Origin of the sequence: uncultured Fibrella sp., assembly GCF_964250085.1 — a bacterium.
Taxonomy (GTDB): Bacteria; Bacteroidota; Bacteroidia; order Cytophagales; family Spirosomataceae; genus Fibrella.
The window spans coordinates 638,748-652,179 of sequence record NZ_CAXUEC010000002.1 but is presented as its reverse complement, the minus strand read 5'-3'; the positions used below and the strand labels follow the sequence as shown (position 1 = coordinate 652,179).

General features: G+C 50.3%; 14 protein-coding genes. 9 read left to right on the top strand and 5 right to left on the bottom strand.

The annotated features are described in order from the left end of the window. Positions 1-31 precede the first annotated feature (31 nt). The 7 genes from ACFE8Q_RS08200 (at position 32) to ACFE8Q_RS08170 (ending at position 8,130) form a co-directional block, all read left to right on the top strand. Positions 32-3,466: a pyruvate carboxylase gene (locus ACFE8Q_RS08200; protein WP_375444884.1), complete on the top strand. Its 3,435-nt coding sequence runs from the start codon at positions 32-34 to the stop codon at positions 3,464-3,466. 490 nt (positions 3,467-3,956) lie between these two features. Then, positions 3,957-4,193: a hypothetical protein gene (locus ACFE8Q_RS08195; RefSeq protein WP_375444883.1), complete on the top strand. Its 237-nt coding sequence runs from the start codon at positions 3,957-3,959 to the stop codon at positions 4,191-4,193. 57 nt (positions 4,194-4,250) lie between these two features. Next, the gene (locus tag ACFE8Q_RS08190; protein WP_375444882.1) at positions 4,251-5,288 is read left to right on the top strand and encodes an SHOCT domain-containing protein; all 1,038 of its coding nucleotides are present in this window, start codon (positions 4,251-4,253) and stop codon (positions 5,286-5,288) included. Positions 5,289-5,306: 18 nt separating this feature from the next. Then, positions 5,307-5,891 (top strand): hypothetical protein, encoded by a 585-nt coding sequence (locus tag ACFE8Q_RS08185; protein ID WP_375444881.1) that lies wholly within the window; start codon positions 5,307-5,309, stop codon positions 5,889-5,891. Positions 5,892-6,006: 115 nt separating this feature from the next. Next, a complete protein-coding gene (locus tag ACFE8Q_RS08180) occupies positions 6,007-6,384 on the top strand; it encodes a hypothetical protein (RefSeq protein WP_375444880.1) in 378 nt (125 codons plus the stop codon). Between the two features lie 11 nt (positions 6,385-6,395). Further along, positions 6,396-6,560, top strand: coding sequence for a biotin/lipoyl-containing protein (locus ACFE8Q_RS08175; RefSeq protein WP_375444879.1), 165 nt, complete (start codon positions 6,396-6,398; stop codon positions 6,558-6,560). 226 nt (positions 6,561-6,786) lie between these two features. Next, the gene (locus tag ACFE8Q_RS08170) at positions 6,787-8,130 is read left to right on the top strand and encodes a phosphatase PAP2 family protein (RefSeq protein ID WP_375444878.1); all 1,344 of its coding nucleotides are present in this window, start codon (positions 6,787-6,789) and stop codon (positions 8,128-8,130) included. Positions 8,131-8,243: 113 nt separating this feature from the next. Here ACFE8Q_RS08170 and ACFE8Q_RS08165 read toward each other — a convergent pair whose 3' ends face one another. The 5 genes from ACFE8Q_RS08165 to ACFE8Q_RS08145 form a co-directional block, all read right to left on the bottom strand. Further along, a complete protein-coding gene (locus ACFE8Q_RS08165; protein ID WP_375444877.1) occupies positions 8,244-8,489 on the bottom strand; it encodes a type II toxin-antitoxin system Phd/YefM family antitoxin in 246 nt (81 codons plus the stop codon). A 52-nt stretch (positions 8,490-8,541) separates the two neighbouring features. After that, positions 8,542-8,934 carry a DUF5991 domain-containing protein gene (locus tag ACFE8Q_RS08160; RefSeq protein WP_375444876.1) on the bottom strand — a complete coding sequence of 131 codons (393 nt, stop codon included), beginning with the start codon at positions 8,932-8,934 and terminating at the stop codon, positions 8,542-8,544. A 35-nt stretch (positions 8,935-8,969) separates the two neighbouring features. Further along, a complete protein-coding gene (locus ACFE8Q_RS08155; RefSeq protein ID WP_375444875.1) occupies positions 8,970-9,230 on the bottom strand; it encodes a hypothetical protein in 261 nt (86 codons plus the stop codon). Between the two features lie 320 nt (positions 9,231-9,550). Next, positions 9,551-10,135 (bottom strand): DUF2911 domain-containing protein, encoded by a 585-nt coding sequence (locus ACFE8Q_RS08150; RefSeq protein WP_375444874.1) that lies wholly within the window; start codon positions 10,133-10,135, stop codon positions 9,551-9,553. After that, entirely contained in the window at positions 10,135-10,398 is a 264-nt protein-coding gene (locus ACFE8Q_RS08145; RefSeq protein ID WP_375444873.1) for a hypothetical protein, read from the bottom strand. Before ACFE8Q_RS08145 ends, ACFE8Q_RS08150 begins: the two co-directional genes overlap by 1 nt. Here ACFE8Q_RS08145 and ACFE8Q_RS08140 point away from each other — a divergent pair. Next, a complete protein-coding gene (locus ACFE8Q_RS08140; RefSeq protein WP_375444872.1) occupies positions 10,390-11,838 on the top strand; it encodes a glycosyl hydrolase in 1,449 nt (482 codons plus the stop codon). The genes ACFE8Q_RS08145 and ACFE8Q_RS08140 overlap by 9 nt on opposite strands. 134 nt (positions 11,839-11,972) lie before the next feature. Beyond that, positions 11,973-13,418 (top strand): NADH:flavin oxidoreductase, encoded by a 1,446-nt coding sequence (locus ACFE8Q_RS08135; protein ID WP_375444871.1) that lies wholly within the window; start codon positions 11,973-11,975, stop codon positions 13,416-13,418. Positions 13,419-13,432: the final 14 nt, after the last annotated feature.

Below are 13,432 nucleotides of genomic sequence, written 5' to 3'. Positions count from 1 at the left end.
TAGCTACTCGATTTATCATCCTTTTGATTCTGTGAAAGACTATATCCGCCCGATCAACCGCCTGTTGGTTGCCAACCGGGGTGAAATTGCCATCCGCATTATGCGGGCCGCCACCGAACTTGGTATCACCACCGTAGCCGTTTACACCTATGAAGACCGCTATTCACTGCACCGCTATAAGGCCGACGAAGCCTATCAGATTGGGCGTGATGAAGATGCGCTGAAACCCTACCTGGATGTTGAAGGCATTATTCTGCTGGCAAAGAGCAAAAAAATCGACGCCATTCACCCTGGCTACGGCTTTCTGTCGGAAAACGTAAAACTGGCGCGGCGTTGCCGGGAAGAGAATATCATTTTCATCGGGCCAACCCCCGAGGCGATGGAAGCCCTCGGCGATAAGGTCCGGGCCAAGAATCTGGCTACCATTGCCAACGTACCCCTGATCCCTGATTCGCGGGAAGAAAACATGTCGGCCGAACGGGCGGGTGAAGAGGCCGCACGGATTGGTTTCCCCGTGATGGTGAAAGCCGCAGCGGGTGGCGGCGGTCGTGGTATGCGCGTGGTTCGTGAAGCCGACCAGTTTGAAAAAGCGTTCACGGAAGCCAAAAACGAAGCTAAAAACGCATTCGGCGACGACACGATCTTCCTGGAAAAATTTATTGAAGATCCAAAACATATTGAGGTTCAGCTACTCGGCGATACGCACGGTAACCTGATTCACCTCTACGAACGCGACTGCTCGGTACAACGCCGGTTCCAGAAAGTGGTGGAAGTAGCCCCGTCGTTCGGGCTAAAGCAGGAAACGCGCGAACAACTGTATGCCTACGCCCTGAAAATTGGTAAGGCGGCGGGCTACAGCAATGCCGGCACCGTCGAGTTCCTGGTCGATAAAGAAGAGAATATTTACTTCATCGAGGTGAACCCACGGATTCAGGTCGAGCATACGATTACCGAGGAAGTAACAGGCGTAGATATTGTTCGGTCGCAGATCCTGATCGCGATGGGCTACAAACTGTCCGACAACGGGATATACATCAACCATCAGGATGAGGTACCGCTTAATGGCTACGCCATTCAGTGCCGGATCACGACCGAAGACCCCGCCAACGGCTTTAAACCTGATTTTGGTACCATCATCGCCTACCGCAACGCCGCCGGTTTCGGCATCCGTCTGGATGAAGGCAGCAGTTATCCCGGCGTTAAAATCTCGCCCTACTTCGACTCCATGATCGTAAAGGTCTCGGCGCGGGGGCGTACCCTGAAGGGCGCTACCCAACGGCTACAACGTGCGCTGGTAGAGTTCAGGATTCGGGGTGTGAAAACCAACATCTCGTTCCTGATGAACGTAATTGCCCACCCGGTTTTTGAGCGGGGCGAGGCACGGGTGTCGTTCATCGAAACCCATCCCGAACTGTTCAAACTTCGTCAGCCGCAAGACCGCTCCACGAAGGTGCTGCGGTACCTCGGTGAGGTGATCGTGAACGGGAATCCCGAAGTAAAAAAGCGCGACGACAGCAAGGTGTTCCGCACGCCCGTTGTCCCGATTTACGACCAATACGGAACGTACCCGGCCGGCAACCGCGACCGCCTGACTGAACTGGGCCGCGAAGGATTTGCCAACTGGGTACGTGACCAGAAGCAGATTCTGTATACCGATACCACCTTCCGCGACGGCCACCAGTCGCTGCTGGCCACGCGGGTACGTACCCAGGATTTGCAGAAAGTAGCCGAAGGCTTCGCCAAGAATCATCCCGAACTATTCTCGATGGAAGTCTGGGGCGGCGCCACGTTCGACGTGTCGATGCGGTTCCTGTACGAAAGTCCGTGGAAGCGGCTGGCGGCCTTGCGCGAGGCTATGCCCAACATGCTGTTGCAGATGCTCTTCCGCGGCTCTAATGCCGTGGGCTACTCGGCTTACCCGGATAATCTGATCGAGAAATTCGTGGAGAAATCGGCCGAAACGGGCATCGACGTCTTCCGTATTTTCGATTCGCTGAACTGGGTCGAGGCCATGAAAGTGAGCATCCGCGCCGTGCGTGAGCGGACCAACGCCATTGCCGAAGCCGCCATCTGCTACAGCGGTATCGACGAGAAATACACGCTTCAGTATTACCTCGACATGGCCAAGCAACTCGAAGACGAAGGCTCGCACCTGTTGTGTATCAAAGACATGGCCGGTTTGCTGAAACCACTCGACGCGCAACTGCTGGTAGGCGAACTGAAGAAATCGCTGAGCATTCCCATTCATCTGCACACGCACGATACGGCAGGCATTCAGGCGGCAACGTACCTGAAAGCCATTGATGCGGGTGTCGATATTGTCGATTGTGCCCTGGGTGCGTTGTCGGGTCTGACGTCGCAACCGAATTTCAACTCGGTGGTGGCGATGATGCAGGGCCACGAGCGCGAATGTGCCGTTGATCTGCCGTCGCTGAATGCCTACTCGAACTATTGGGAAGACGTTCGGGAATACTATTATCCGTTCGAGAGCGGCATGAAAGCCGGTAGTGCTGAAGTGTACGAGAACGAAATTCCCGGCGGACAGTACTCAAACCTGAAACCGCAGGCCATCGCCACCGGACTAGGCGATAAGTTCGAGACGCTGAAAAAGAACTACTCTGTTGCCAATCAGCTTTTTGGTAATATCATCAAGGTGACGCCCTCTTCGAAAGTGGTGGGTGACATGGCGATCTTCATGACCGCCAACAACCTGACGGCCGAAGACGTACTGGAGCGTGGCGAGGCCTTGTCATTCCCCGAATCGGTGAAAGAACTGATGAAGGGTATTCTGGGTCAGCCCTACGGCGGTTTCCCGGAGAACATTCAGAAGGTAGTGCTGAAAGGGGAGGAGCCAATCACCGGTCGCCCCAACGAGCATCTGGCCCCGATCGATTTTGACGCTGACTTCACCAAATTCCAGGAGGCATTCCCCCGCAACGATGGCTTCCTTGACTACCTCTCGTACCAGATGTACCCGAAGGTATATGAGGAATATTACAAAGCCATTGACCAGTACGGCGACGTCAGCATCATTCCAACGCCCGCGTTCTTCTACGGTCTGAAGCCCAACGAAGAGATTCTGGTGCCAATCGCCGAAGGCAAGAACATCCTGGTTCGGCTTCTCTTCATGTCGGAGGCCGACGCATCGGGTATGCGGATGATCACGTTCGAGCTGAACGGACAGAGCCGTCAGGTTCAGGTACGTGACAAAGCCCAGAAAGTGGTGAAGGCGCAGAACCAGAAGGTAGGCAAACCAACCGACATAGGTTCGCCGCTGCAAGGTCGCCTGACGCGTATTCTGGTGAAGCCCGGCGACGAGGTGAAAAAGAATCAGCCGCTATTCGTGATTGAAGCCATGAAGATGGAAAGCATCGTAGCCGCCCAGCAGCCCGGCACCGTCAAGCAGGTGCTGCTCAAAGAAGGCACCGTCGTCGAGCAAGACGACTGGGTCATCGAAATGGCGTAACGTTATGTTAAGAAATCGCTAGTTTAATTGATCCGCTACAATAGAAATTTTCCAAAATAGAGAAGTAGAGTAAGCGTAACCAAGTGCAATAAAAGAGCCAACTGGATCATTTCTATAGAATGATTGGTTGGCTCTTTTATTGCACTTGCCACATAAGTCTAGACGTACAGTAAATTAGCTGTCAATGTTTGCTAGAGAAAGGAATTTTAACTTGGATGGCTAATTTCTACGTATTTATGATATGTCATATTTTTTAAAAACATTATACATCGAGTATTTGAAATATACTATAACAATATGTTGGAGTTAACAATTTATTCAGTTTGCAAATTAAATAAATATTCCTTTTATTTTATATTATATACAAAAAAGTGTGTAACATTTGCCATTCAATATAAATTGATTGAAGCAACTTATTATCCTATAGCTTATGTAGCTTTATCAATACAGTGTTAATCATTAATCTCATCGCATTAATAAATCCAAAAGCATGATCATACTTGCTATTTTTTTTCCTGGAGTTTACTTTTTAAGCAGAGGTAAAATAGTATCAGGATTTTTTGCAATTGTCTTACAAATAGTTGCTGTTTTCACTTTTTTACTATTCGGTTTAGGTTTTTTTATTTGGCTAGGTATTGCAATATGGGCTGTGATATCTTATAATAACGAAAAAGCAGAAAAACGCACAGAAGCTTTAATTAACGCAATGAAAAATAAGTTGCAGTAGAACGAATGCCTCAACTGACGTCTTCGCTAATGCCATCAAATTGTTAAATATTTTATCATGAAAAAATCCTTTCTGTTACTCTTGGTAGTATTAAGTTTTACTACTGCTTGTTTTTCGCAATTTGATAAGAAAATCGTTGGGCCAATAACGACAAATATAGGAATTGTCCTCAAAGAGAATGACACCTTATTGCTTGGTAAAGGTTCTGAATATAATGGCAGTTTCAAATACATCAAAACTGGTCTTATGGCGTCAAGCGCTCAGACTCCTCTTTCTCAGAGTCACAATAACACGCAAGTAACTATTAAAGGGTTCCGATCACAAGCAGTCGGGTCTGGAGTAAAACTATATGCGTCGTTAAAAGCGGGAGAGATTTACACCGCTTTTGCTGATTTAGATGATGCTCTGAAATCAAAAGAGATCATCGGGTTGAATGGCTATGAGATAGGCAAACCTCGGCCAATGCAGCAAAGCATGTCGACGTCATCAGATAATGAGGTGAAGGGGAAAGAAAACGAAGCTGCTTTGGAGCGCTTACAACAATTATATATCGATGGTGAGTTGTCCAAAGCTGACTACGCGAAGCGAAAAGCTAAGTTACAGGGTCAGGGTGACGGGGAGCAAATTCGTCAGACAAAACCTAAGAGTAAAAGTGATGGAACAACATACACTATAAAGCCTTTCACAGAAAATATTGAATTTAAGATACTGTCTGTAAATGGTTCCAAAAATCAGCAGAATGTTGTCGTCACTTACCAGCTAAAAACAAGTCTAGTAAATCAAAAAGTTGAAATAAACAATGGATACACTTGTAATTTTAGAAATTTAGAGCTTACAAGTGCATACGACTCTTTCGGAAAGCAGTATTCTTGCAACAGGTTTTCACTTGGTGATCAAACTGGTTCAAGTAGGGCAGAGAACAAGTTGCCTACAAATATTCTACTTAGAGGAAGTATTACATTTGCTAACGTACTACCACAGATTAGCAAATTTGAGTATATGAATATTTCAATGACACATAAAAATCTTGAAGGAGGGGACGATTGCGAATCTGGGACAATTGAGATACGAAATCTTACCATCTTTTGGAAATAAAAGTAAAACCAACTTATCATGAAACTGATAATATTCAGTACAGTTTATGTACTATTACTTGCCTGCTTGGTATCGTGCAACAGTAAAGAGTTAACGCGCGATAGGGCTTTTGATGTGATTGAAAAATATAAGTATGGTAAGTTACTCATTGATACAGTAAGAGCTGATATCACGGTTGATAATCCATACATTGCAGCACGCTATAAAGAATTAACCCTGGAAAAGGATGGATTTTGGAAATTAGATACTAATGTAAAAGCAAAACAAAATATTTTCTTTACTGAAAAGTCTAACCCGTATCTTATTGATGGAGTGAAGAAGCGTCGCGAAGGTTCCTACATACGAGGGTATACTGAGACTTCATACCAGAGGCTAGCGATTGGTATTGTTGAGGCTGATGAAGTCACAGGTATAGAACTGGAGCCAGGTGATAGAAAAGCTACTGTGGAACTGAAGTACAAGTTTACTGCCACTCCATTTATAAAGACAAATCCAAGAGTTGAGGCAGCTTTCTTAACGCCAAAGATTATAAAAATTTCAATGAGTTTGTACGATGACGGTTGGCGAATTGAGGATGTCTCATATCCTAAGTCTTTATTTTGATAGATGCTGATGAGCATGTAGTTATCATAGTTGAAATATCTTTACGGGTACGTACCTGGCTGGAAGGAAAACAGGAAATGTTAATCGAGGAATTTGTTCGTTTACAGACAATCCGATGAAAGGTTTACCACGCATAACGGAAATTATCAAAATTGAGCCGTTTAAAATCACGGTTCGCTGGACAACTAGTGAAATTCGGGTACTAGATTTCAACGACTTACTAACTAGTTGGGGCGTAGTGCGAACCGACAGTTCTGACTTATCGCGCCTGTTCGATTACGATACGTTTAAGCTTGTTTCCGTTTCTGAAAGTAAAACACTTCAATGGGCTCTCATCCTTGTGTCACATCTTGCCATTGATAAAAATGATAACCCAATTCGTGTGACTAGCCCGTTAATGCTCGATCCTGATGTTCTTTACGAAGCCAGTCGGTCAATTGAAGAATACCGACTAGTGCCAGTAGCTGGAGATCAGCTAGCCAACGCCGCCTGACCCGCATATTGGTGAAGTCCGGCGACGAGGTGAAGAAAAACCAGCCGCTGTTCGTCATCGAAGCCATGAAGATGGAAAGCATCGTGGCCGCCCAGCAGCCCGGCACCGTCAAGCAGGTGCTGCTCAAAGAAGGCACCGTCGTCGAGCAGGACGATTGGGTCATAGAAATGGCGTAACGCTGGATTGCTGTTCTAACATATGGAATGTACAAGCAAAGCCACTGAACTACACCAGTTCAGTGGCTTTGCTTGTAGCGGTTGAAATGAAGTGAAAGTATATGCATACAGCGACGGACTCCACTCACTAAGGCCCGTATAAACCCTTGGTTATAAGGGTATTTATCCTTTGGATGTTGTAGAAGGATGGCGTTTAACTTTGGCGGTAAGTCAAACGCTTATTCATATGAAGACTATTCCGCTATCCGTCATCTTCTGTTTAGTTATTATCAGTACCTGTCACGCTCAGACCGAGAGCCGGGCGGGTTCCTGGAAAACGTGGGTCATTCCGTCGGGCGAAGCATTTCGGTTGCCGCCACCGCCCACGGCTGTCGCCACACAGGCCGAAGAAAAGACACTGCTCAATGCTCAACGCCAGCGCGATTCATTGGCTAACTGGCTGATTGACTACTGGAATGCGGGCGCACCGGGTTATCGCTGGCAAGATGCTATTGAACAACTGTATGGTGGTTTTCCGCCCGCCTGGATACGGGGCAAGGCCCTCATGAATGTGGCCATTTATGACGCCACAATCGCCGCTTGGAATACCAAATACACCTACCGTCGTCCGCGCCCATCGGCTCACAATAAATCGCTGACGCCCTACCTGCCTGCCCCCGACAGCCCTTCGTATCCCTGCGAACGGTCGGTGGCGGCCGGTGCGGCGGCTACCATGCTGGCTTACCTGTTTCCACAGAAGGCCGACTCTATTCGTCGGGTAGCCGAGGGCGCGTGTCAGTCGCGGGTTTTGGCGGGCGTAGCTTATCCCAGCGATGTGAAGGCCGGTTTTGAGTTGGGTCAGCGGGTGGCGCAGGCCGTGATCGAACGGGCCAAAACCGACGGTGCCGATGCCGTTTGGGATGGAAAACGCCCAACCGGTGCAGGTACGTGGACGGACAAACGTCCGCCTGCCCAGCCGATGATGGGGTATTGTAAACCCTGGGTGCTTACGTCGGGAAATCAGTTCAGACCCGGACCGCCCCCTGACCCGGCTGCTGACATGAAGGAGTTGACCCAATTTAAAAAATCGCCCGCCGCCATCGCCCGCGCCTTTTACTGGGCCGCAACCGATTTCTGGGGTGATGCCGCCGATCAGAAATTATTCGAGCATAACCTGCATCTGAATGCGCCGCAGGCTGCCCGTGTGTATGCGCTGGTGAGCATCGCGGCTTTCGACGGGCAGGTAGCCTGCTGGGATGCCAAATACACGTACTGGTCTATCCGCCCCGATCAGTATGATACGACCTACACGCCGCTCCTGCTGTTCACGCCGCCTCATCCGAGCTATCCATCGGGCCACGCCACCATCTCTACGGCGCGGGCTACCGTTCTGGGTTATCTGTTTCCCGAAGACGCCACCTTTTTCATGAACAAAGCCAACGAAGCCGCCGAGTCACGATTCGAGGGGGGCGTTCACTTCCGCATCGATAACGTCGTCGGGATGGATATAGGCCAGAAAGTGGGCAGGCAGGTAGTGAAATGGGCTCAGCAGGATGGGTCTACTGCCTCGCATGTGCTCGTTCAGAAGTAACGTACCTACTCACCAGATTATCTGTAATCCTTCGCTGGCGTATTTTGACACGTTCTCGTCTTTACTAATAAGCTGAAAGTCACGTTGAAGGGCTTGCCAGATTAGCTTGATGATCAGACTGCTTCTAGACCTAAAAAATCGTCATCTGTTAGCTTGAAATCATCCGCTAAGTCTGCCCGGCCTTTATGTTGTAAAATGCCTAACTGACGTTTTGCAGGTGTACGAGCTTCTTTGGGGATAATGTAAGCAACTATTTCTTTCTTCTTGCCAAACGTCACCGCAACCTTCTCGCCTGATCTCACGACTTGAATCACTGCTGAAAAATTGGCTTTTAACTCACTGATTGTTAGTATTTTCATTGTGGCCTGAATACAGTTGTACCCAAATATAGCAACAAGCGAGTTCAACCCACTACCTTACTCTACGCATTGTTACGCTGCCGTCGAAGATCTGTTTCCACTGCCAGGAGACCTTGCCGTTGGTGCGTTGCAACACGAAAAATGGATCGTTGACCTTGACCCGGTCTTTGGCGTAGAAGGCTCCATCTGTCGCGGAACGGTAATAGACATTCAGGGTCGTGGGCGTTCCGGTTGCCATACATTCCAGTGTGTAGAAGGTTTGGATGCCCTCGGCATGCACGTCGCACAGGTTCATGCCTCTGTACTTGTCTTTGACTTTGATCGTGTAGGTGACGCCGTCTTTTGTTTCGCCCGACCACGTACCCAGCCAACTGTCTGTTTGCTGAAAACCCGACAGGATAGCCGCCACAAACCAGATACCCGCAATAGAAAATACCGTACGCATCTACATTCAGCTTTTAGGTGTTGTGTGAGCATTGACTACGCGTGGAGGAACCCGTACCACATCAGGCCAACCAGTATTGATTCGGCTATCCAGACGTGCAGGGTATTATTCCGGGCCGCCCGGCGAACAACATAGTGCAGTCCGAGTGCCCCGGCCGCGATGGGAATGCCGAATAGGAATTGCAGAATGTTGTTCTGCTGTTTCATATCAACGAATCCGTAGAGGATCATTATCACACCCATCACCGATAACAGGACGAGTGGGGTAATCAGGCTGGCTATTTTTGATAGATCCATCTGCGTGCCGAGTTAGCATTACGTTATTCTAACATGAATAAACGGGCATGTGTTTTGCGTTGCCGTTTCTGTTCTTGGTAAACGATTGCTTCGCTCATTGGTTGCTTCGCGGTGGGACTGCTTCGCGCGTTGTGCCCTTCGACAGGCTCAGGGTGACAGGACACAACTAGATGTTGATGACGACCTTGAGTGGGAGTGTCACCCTGAGCCTGTCGAAGGGCACGACGCGCGAAGCCCTTTGCTGCAAAAACAAAACTGCTTCCCGTTGCCATGCGTACACAGCGACAGGAAGCAGTCTAACTAACGAATCTAAGAAATGCCTACAAACCCACCGGCACGGCCACCATCGTGGTGTCCCAACCTACATACATCGTTGCGTTTTTGGCGTCTTTCTTGGCAAACTGGATTGAGAAGTTTTCAATCGCTGCTTCCGATTTCTGCACAGGTACGTTCACGCGGGCTATGTCCAGCGCCTGGTTGTAGCTGTACGCTCCCCACTGGTCCAGATCAGAACTGAGGATGATTGTCCACTCGGTTTCATTCGGGATCGTCAGCAGGGCGTAGCTGCCCGCCGGAATCTTTTTGCCGCCGATCGTCACGTCCTGATAAAACTTGATCTCCGGGGCTTCGTTGGCACCGGCCCGCCATACTTTGCCATAAGGAACCAGTTTTCCGAATACCTCCCGGCCATTCTTGGCGGGACGCGTATAGGTTACCCGCGCCACCAATTTATCGCTGCCGATTTTAGCGGGCGCAAATTTGCGGTCATGGGCGTAGTCATCCGGGTAGTAGGCCATGTCCATGGGCGATTTGTCGAGGCCCCGGAACGTTTGGGCGCTCGCTTTAGTGAACGCTCCGGTAAGAGCCAGAACTAGTAAACCGAGCAGTAAAGCAGTCTTTTTCATTATGTTTTTGGCGTATGCGTTAAGAACAGATTGGCGATATATACTGAGTAGTCAACTGTAAAAGTAGCCTGTTCGCCCACATCTGAGCTATACAAGGTGCATGAAAGTGGTTCGCTCCGCACCTGATCGACAGTTGGTTTGCTGGTTGAAAGTAGAATACGACCCAATGCTGGTTTTGAGCCTTTAGCAACACCGTTGGTTTGTACGTCGCTACCCGACCCACCAATCAACTTCGTATCCCGTCTTTCCCCAGCATGTTTCATATCAACCCGTCGCTTAAACCGGCTGACTTATCGGCAAAATTGCAGCGATTCTGGGCGCTTTCTGCGCAAAAAATCAGCCTCATCGAACACCAGTATGACCCAGCCAATGGGTCGCCTGTCTTCACCATACAAGGCCGATACACCACCCGCGGCTGGACCGAGTGGACCCAGGGATTTCAGTATGGCTCCGCTATTCTCCAGTTCGATGCTACCGGCGAGGATGACTTTCTGGAGTTGGGTCGCCAGAAAACGCTGGAAGTCATGGCCCCGCATATTAGTCATGTGGGTGTTCATGATCACGGGTTCAACAACGTCAGCACCTACGGGAACCTCCTGCGACTGATGCGCGAAGGAAAAATTCCGTACAACGAATGGGAGAAAAACTGCTACGAAATCGCCCTTAAAGTCTCAGGGGCTGTGCAGGCCAATCGCTGGACAGCTACCCGGCCAACCGCAGACGGTGATAAACCGGGCGGGTTTATTCATTCGTTCAACGGGCCGCATTCGCTCTTCGTCGATACTATTCGCTCTTGCAGGTCATTGGTTATCAGCTATTTACTTGGTCATACCTTTCAGGGTGAAGGCGATGTGCGGATCAATCTGCTGGAACGGGCGCTGCTCCATATCGAAGCAACCGCCCGGTTTTCGGTGTATTACGGCGAAGGGCGAGACGCGTACGACGTCTGGGGCCGTACCGCTCATGAAAGCGTTTTCAACGTCACCGACGGAAATTACCGCTGCCCGAATTCGCAGCAGGGCTATACTGGTTTCAGCACCTGGACGCGTGGCCTGGCCTGGGCGATGTGCGGATTCGCGGAAGAATTAGAAGCGCTGGCGACCATTCATGATGACGAACTAGCCGGCCTCGGCGGACGCGAGTCACTGGAAGCGATGATGCTCAGGGCGGCCCGCGCTACCTGCGATTTTTACATTGAGAACACGCCCACCGATGGCGTTCCGTACTGGGATACCGGCGCGCCGAACCTGCACAAACTGGGCGATTATCTGGCCCGCCCCGCTGATCCGTTCAATGCCCACGAACCGGTCGATAGCTCGGCCGCTGCCATTGCGGCGCAGGGCTTGCTGCGCCTGGGTAATTACCTGATGAACAAGCAACGTACCCAGGCTGGCATTGTTGAAGAAGTGGGGCTGTTGGAACAAACGCACTGGCAGGCCGGACAAACCTATTGGCAGGCCGGTTTAACGGTGCTGGGTACGTTGCTCAATGAACCGTATCTCAGCACAGACCCGCACCATCAGGGCTTGCTCCTGCACTCGATCTACCACCGGCCCAACGGCTGGGATTACGTACCGAAAGGCAGTGCTATTCCCTACGGCGAGTCGAGTATGTGGGGTGATTATCACATCCGGGAGGCGGCCTTATACGTACAGCGAGCCATTGACCAGGCTCCGTATTATCTGTTTTTCAACTGCGTCTAAGCTACTTTTCCTAAGATTTTTTTGACAGGATTCACAAGATGAATAGGATTTCCAGTTCGCTTCAGCCAAAAGAAAAAATCCTGTTCATCTTGTAAATCCTGTCAAAAAAGCCCTCACGAACCTACCTTTTAAGCATGAGTGGTAAATACAAACCGAAATACACCCGGATGGCCCAGATCAAAACGGCCCCGGAGTTAACAACGTACCTGCAAACGAACGGGGTTGATCTGGCCTTCGACGACACGCTGTTGCCACCTGCGGATAGCCCGTTCAATCGGCCCATTCAACTAAAATCGGGCAAAACAATCGGGAATAGCCTCTGCATTTTACCAATGGAAGGGTGGGACGGAACGCCGGATGGAAAGCCTACGGAGTTTACCCGCAAACGCTGGCTGAAATTTGCCGAAAGCGGGGCTAAACTGCTATTTGGCTGTGAGGCCGTAGCCGTGTGCCACGACGGGAAAGCTAATCCTAATCAGCTCGTAATCAATCCCGAAACGATTGGTGAGCTAACTGCCCTTCGGCAACTTATTGTCGATAAGCACACCGAGCAGTTCGGGCGTGCGGATGACCTGGTTATTGGGCTGCAACTCACCCACTCGGGACGTTTCTGTAAGCCAAATAGCCACACAAAATTTGAATCGAAAATCCTCTACGCGCACCCGTATCTGAACCAGAAATTCGGGATGGCTCCCGATTACCCGCCACTGACCGACGAAGCGATCGACGGCATCGTCCAGCACTACATCGACGCGGCAGTGCTGGCGCAACAGGCTGGTTTCGACTTTGTGGACATCAAACATTGCCACGGCTACCTGGGCCATGAGTTCCTGAGCGCCGTGGACAGAGCGGGCAACTACGGCGGTAGTTTCGAGAATCGGACCCGCTTTTTGCGGAACATTGTCGCGGGTATTCAGCAGGCCGCGCCCGGCCTGGAAATGGGTATCCGGCTGAGTGCGTTTGATCTGCTGCCGTTCAAAAAAGGACCGAATGAGGTGGGTGAACCCGAAAAAACGGATACGTACCCCTACGCGTTTGGTGGGCAGCAATCGGGCTTAACTGTCGACCTGGAGGAGCCGAAAGCCTTCCTGGCACTCGCGCAATCGCTTGGTGTTCAGATGATATGCATAACGGGTGGTAGTCCGTATTACAATCCGCACCTGATGCGCCCAGCCCTGTTCCCGCCGTCTGACGGGTATTTGCCACCCGAGGATCCGCTGCTGGGCGTAAAACGGCAGATCGACGTAACCTGCGAACTGAAAAAGGCGTTTCCTGAGCTGGTTATCATTGGGTCGGGCTATTCGTATTTGCAGGAATGGCTACCCAACGTGGCCCAATATGTGTTGCGCACCGGCATGGCCGATAGCGTTGGCTTTGGCCGAATGGTGCTTTCATACCCCACCATGCCCGCCGACATGGTGGCTGGCCGGTCGCTGGTCAGAAACCACATTTGCCGCACCTTTTCCGACTGCACCACGGCCCCCCGAAATGGACTCGTGTCGGGCTGTTACCCACTAGACCCGCTCTACAAGAAATTACCCGAAGCCGACCAGTTGAAAGCCATCAAGGAGACACTGTGACCAACGCTGAACGT

Excerpts from the sequence above, each read along its gene's own strand:
- ACFE8Q_RS08170 (WP_375444878.1), top strand. The coding sequence starts at position 6,787 with ATGAAGACTATTCCGCTATCCGTCATCTTCTGTTTAGTTATTATCAGT.
- ACFE8Q_RS08180 (WP_375444880.1), top strand. The coding sequence starts at position 6,007 with ATGAAAGGTTTACCACGCATAACGGAAATTATCAAAATTGAGCCGTTT.
- ACFE8Q_RS08150 (WP_375444874.1), bottom strand. The coding sequence starts at position 10,135 with ATGAAAAAGACTGCTTTACTGCTCGGTTTACTAGTTCTGGCTCTTACC.
- ACFE8Q_RS08155 (WP_375444875.1), bottom strand. The coding sequence starts at position 9,230 with ATGGATCTATCAAAAATAGCCAGCCTGATTACCCCACTCGTCCTGTTA.
- ACFE8Q_RS08140 (WP_375444872.1), top strand. The coding sequence starts at position 10,390 with ATGTTTCATATCAACCCGTCGCTTAAACCGGCTGACTTATCGGCAAAA.
- ACFE8Q_RS08190 (WP_375444882.1), top strand. The coding sequence starts at position 4,251 with ATGAAAAAATCCTTTCTGTTACTCTTGGTAGTATTAAGTTTTACTACT.
- ACFE8Q_RS08135 (WP_375444871.1), top strand. The coding sequence starts at position 11,973 with ATGAGTGGTAAATACAAACCGAAATACACCCGGATGGCCCAGATCAAA.
- ACFE8Q_RS08160 (WP_375444876.1), bottom strand. The coding sequence starts at position 8,934 with ATGCGTACGGTATTTTCTATTGCGGGTATCTGGTTTGTGGCGGCTATC.
- ACFE8Q_RS08185 (WP_375444881.1), top strand. The coding sequence starts at position 5,307 with ATGAAACTGATAATATTCAGTACAGTTTATGTACTATTACTTGCCTGC.
- ACFE8Q_RS08145 (WP_375444873.1), bottom strand. The coding sequence starts at position 10,398 with ATGAAACATGCTGGGGAAAGACGGGATACGAAGTTGATTGGTGGGTCG.
- ACFE8Q_RS08165 (WP_375444877.1), bottom strand. The coding sequence starts at position 8,489 with ATGAAAATACTAACAATCAGTGAGTTAAAAGCCAATTTTTCAGCAGTG.
- ACFE8Q_RS08195 (WP_375444883.1), top strand. The coding sequence starts at position 3,957 with ATGATCATACTTGCTATTTTTTTTCCTGGAGTTTACTTTTTAAGCAGA.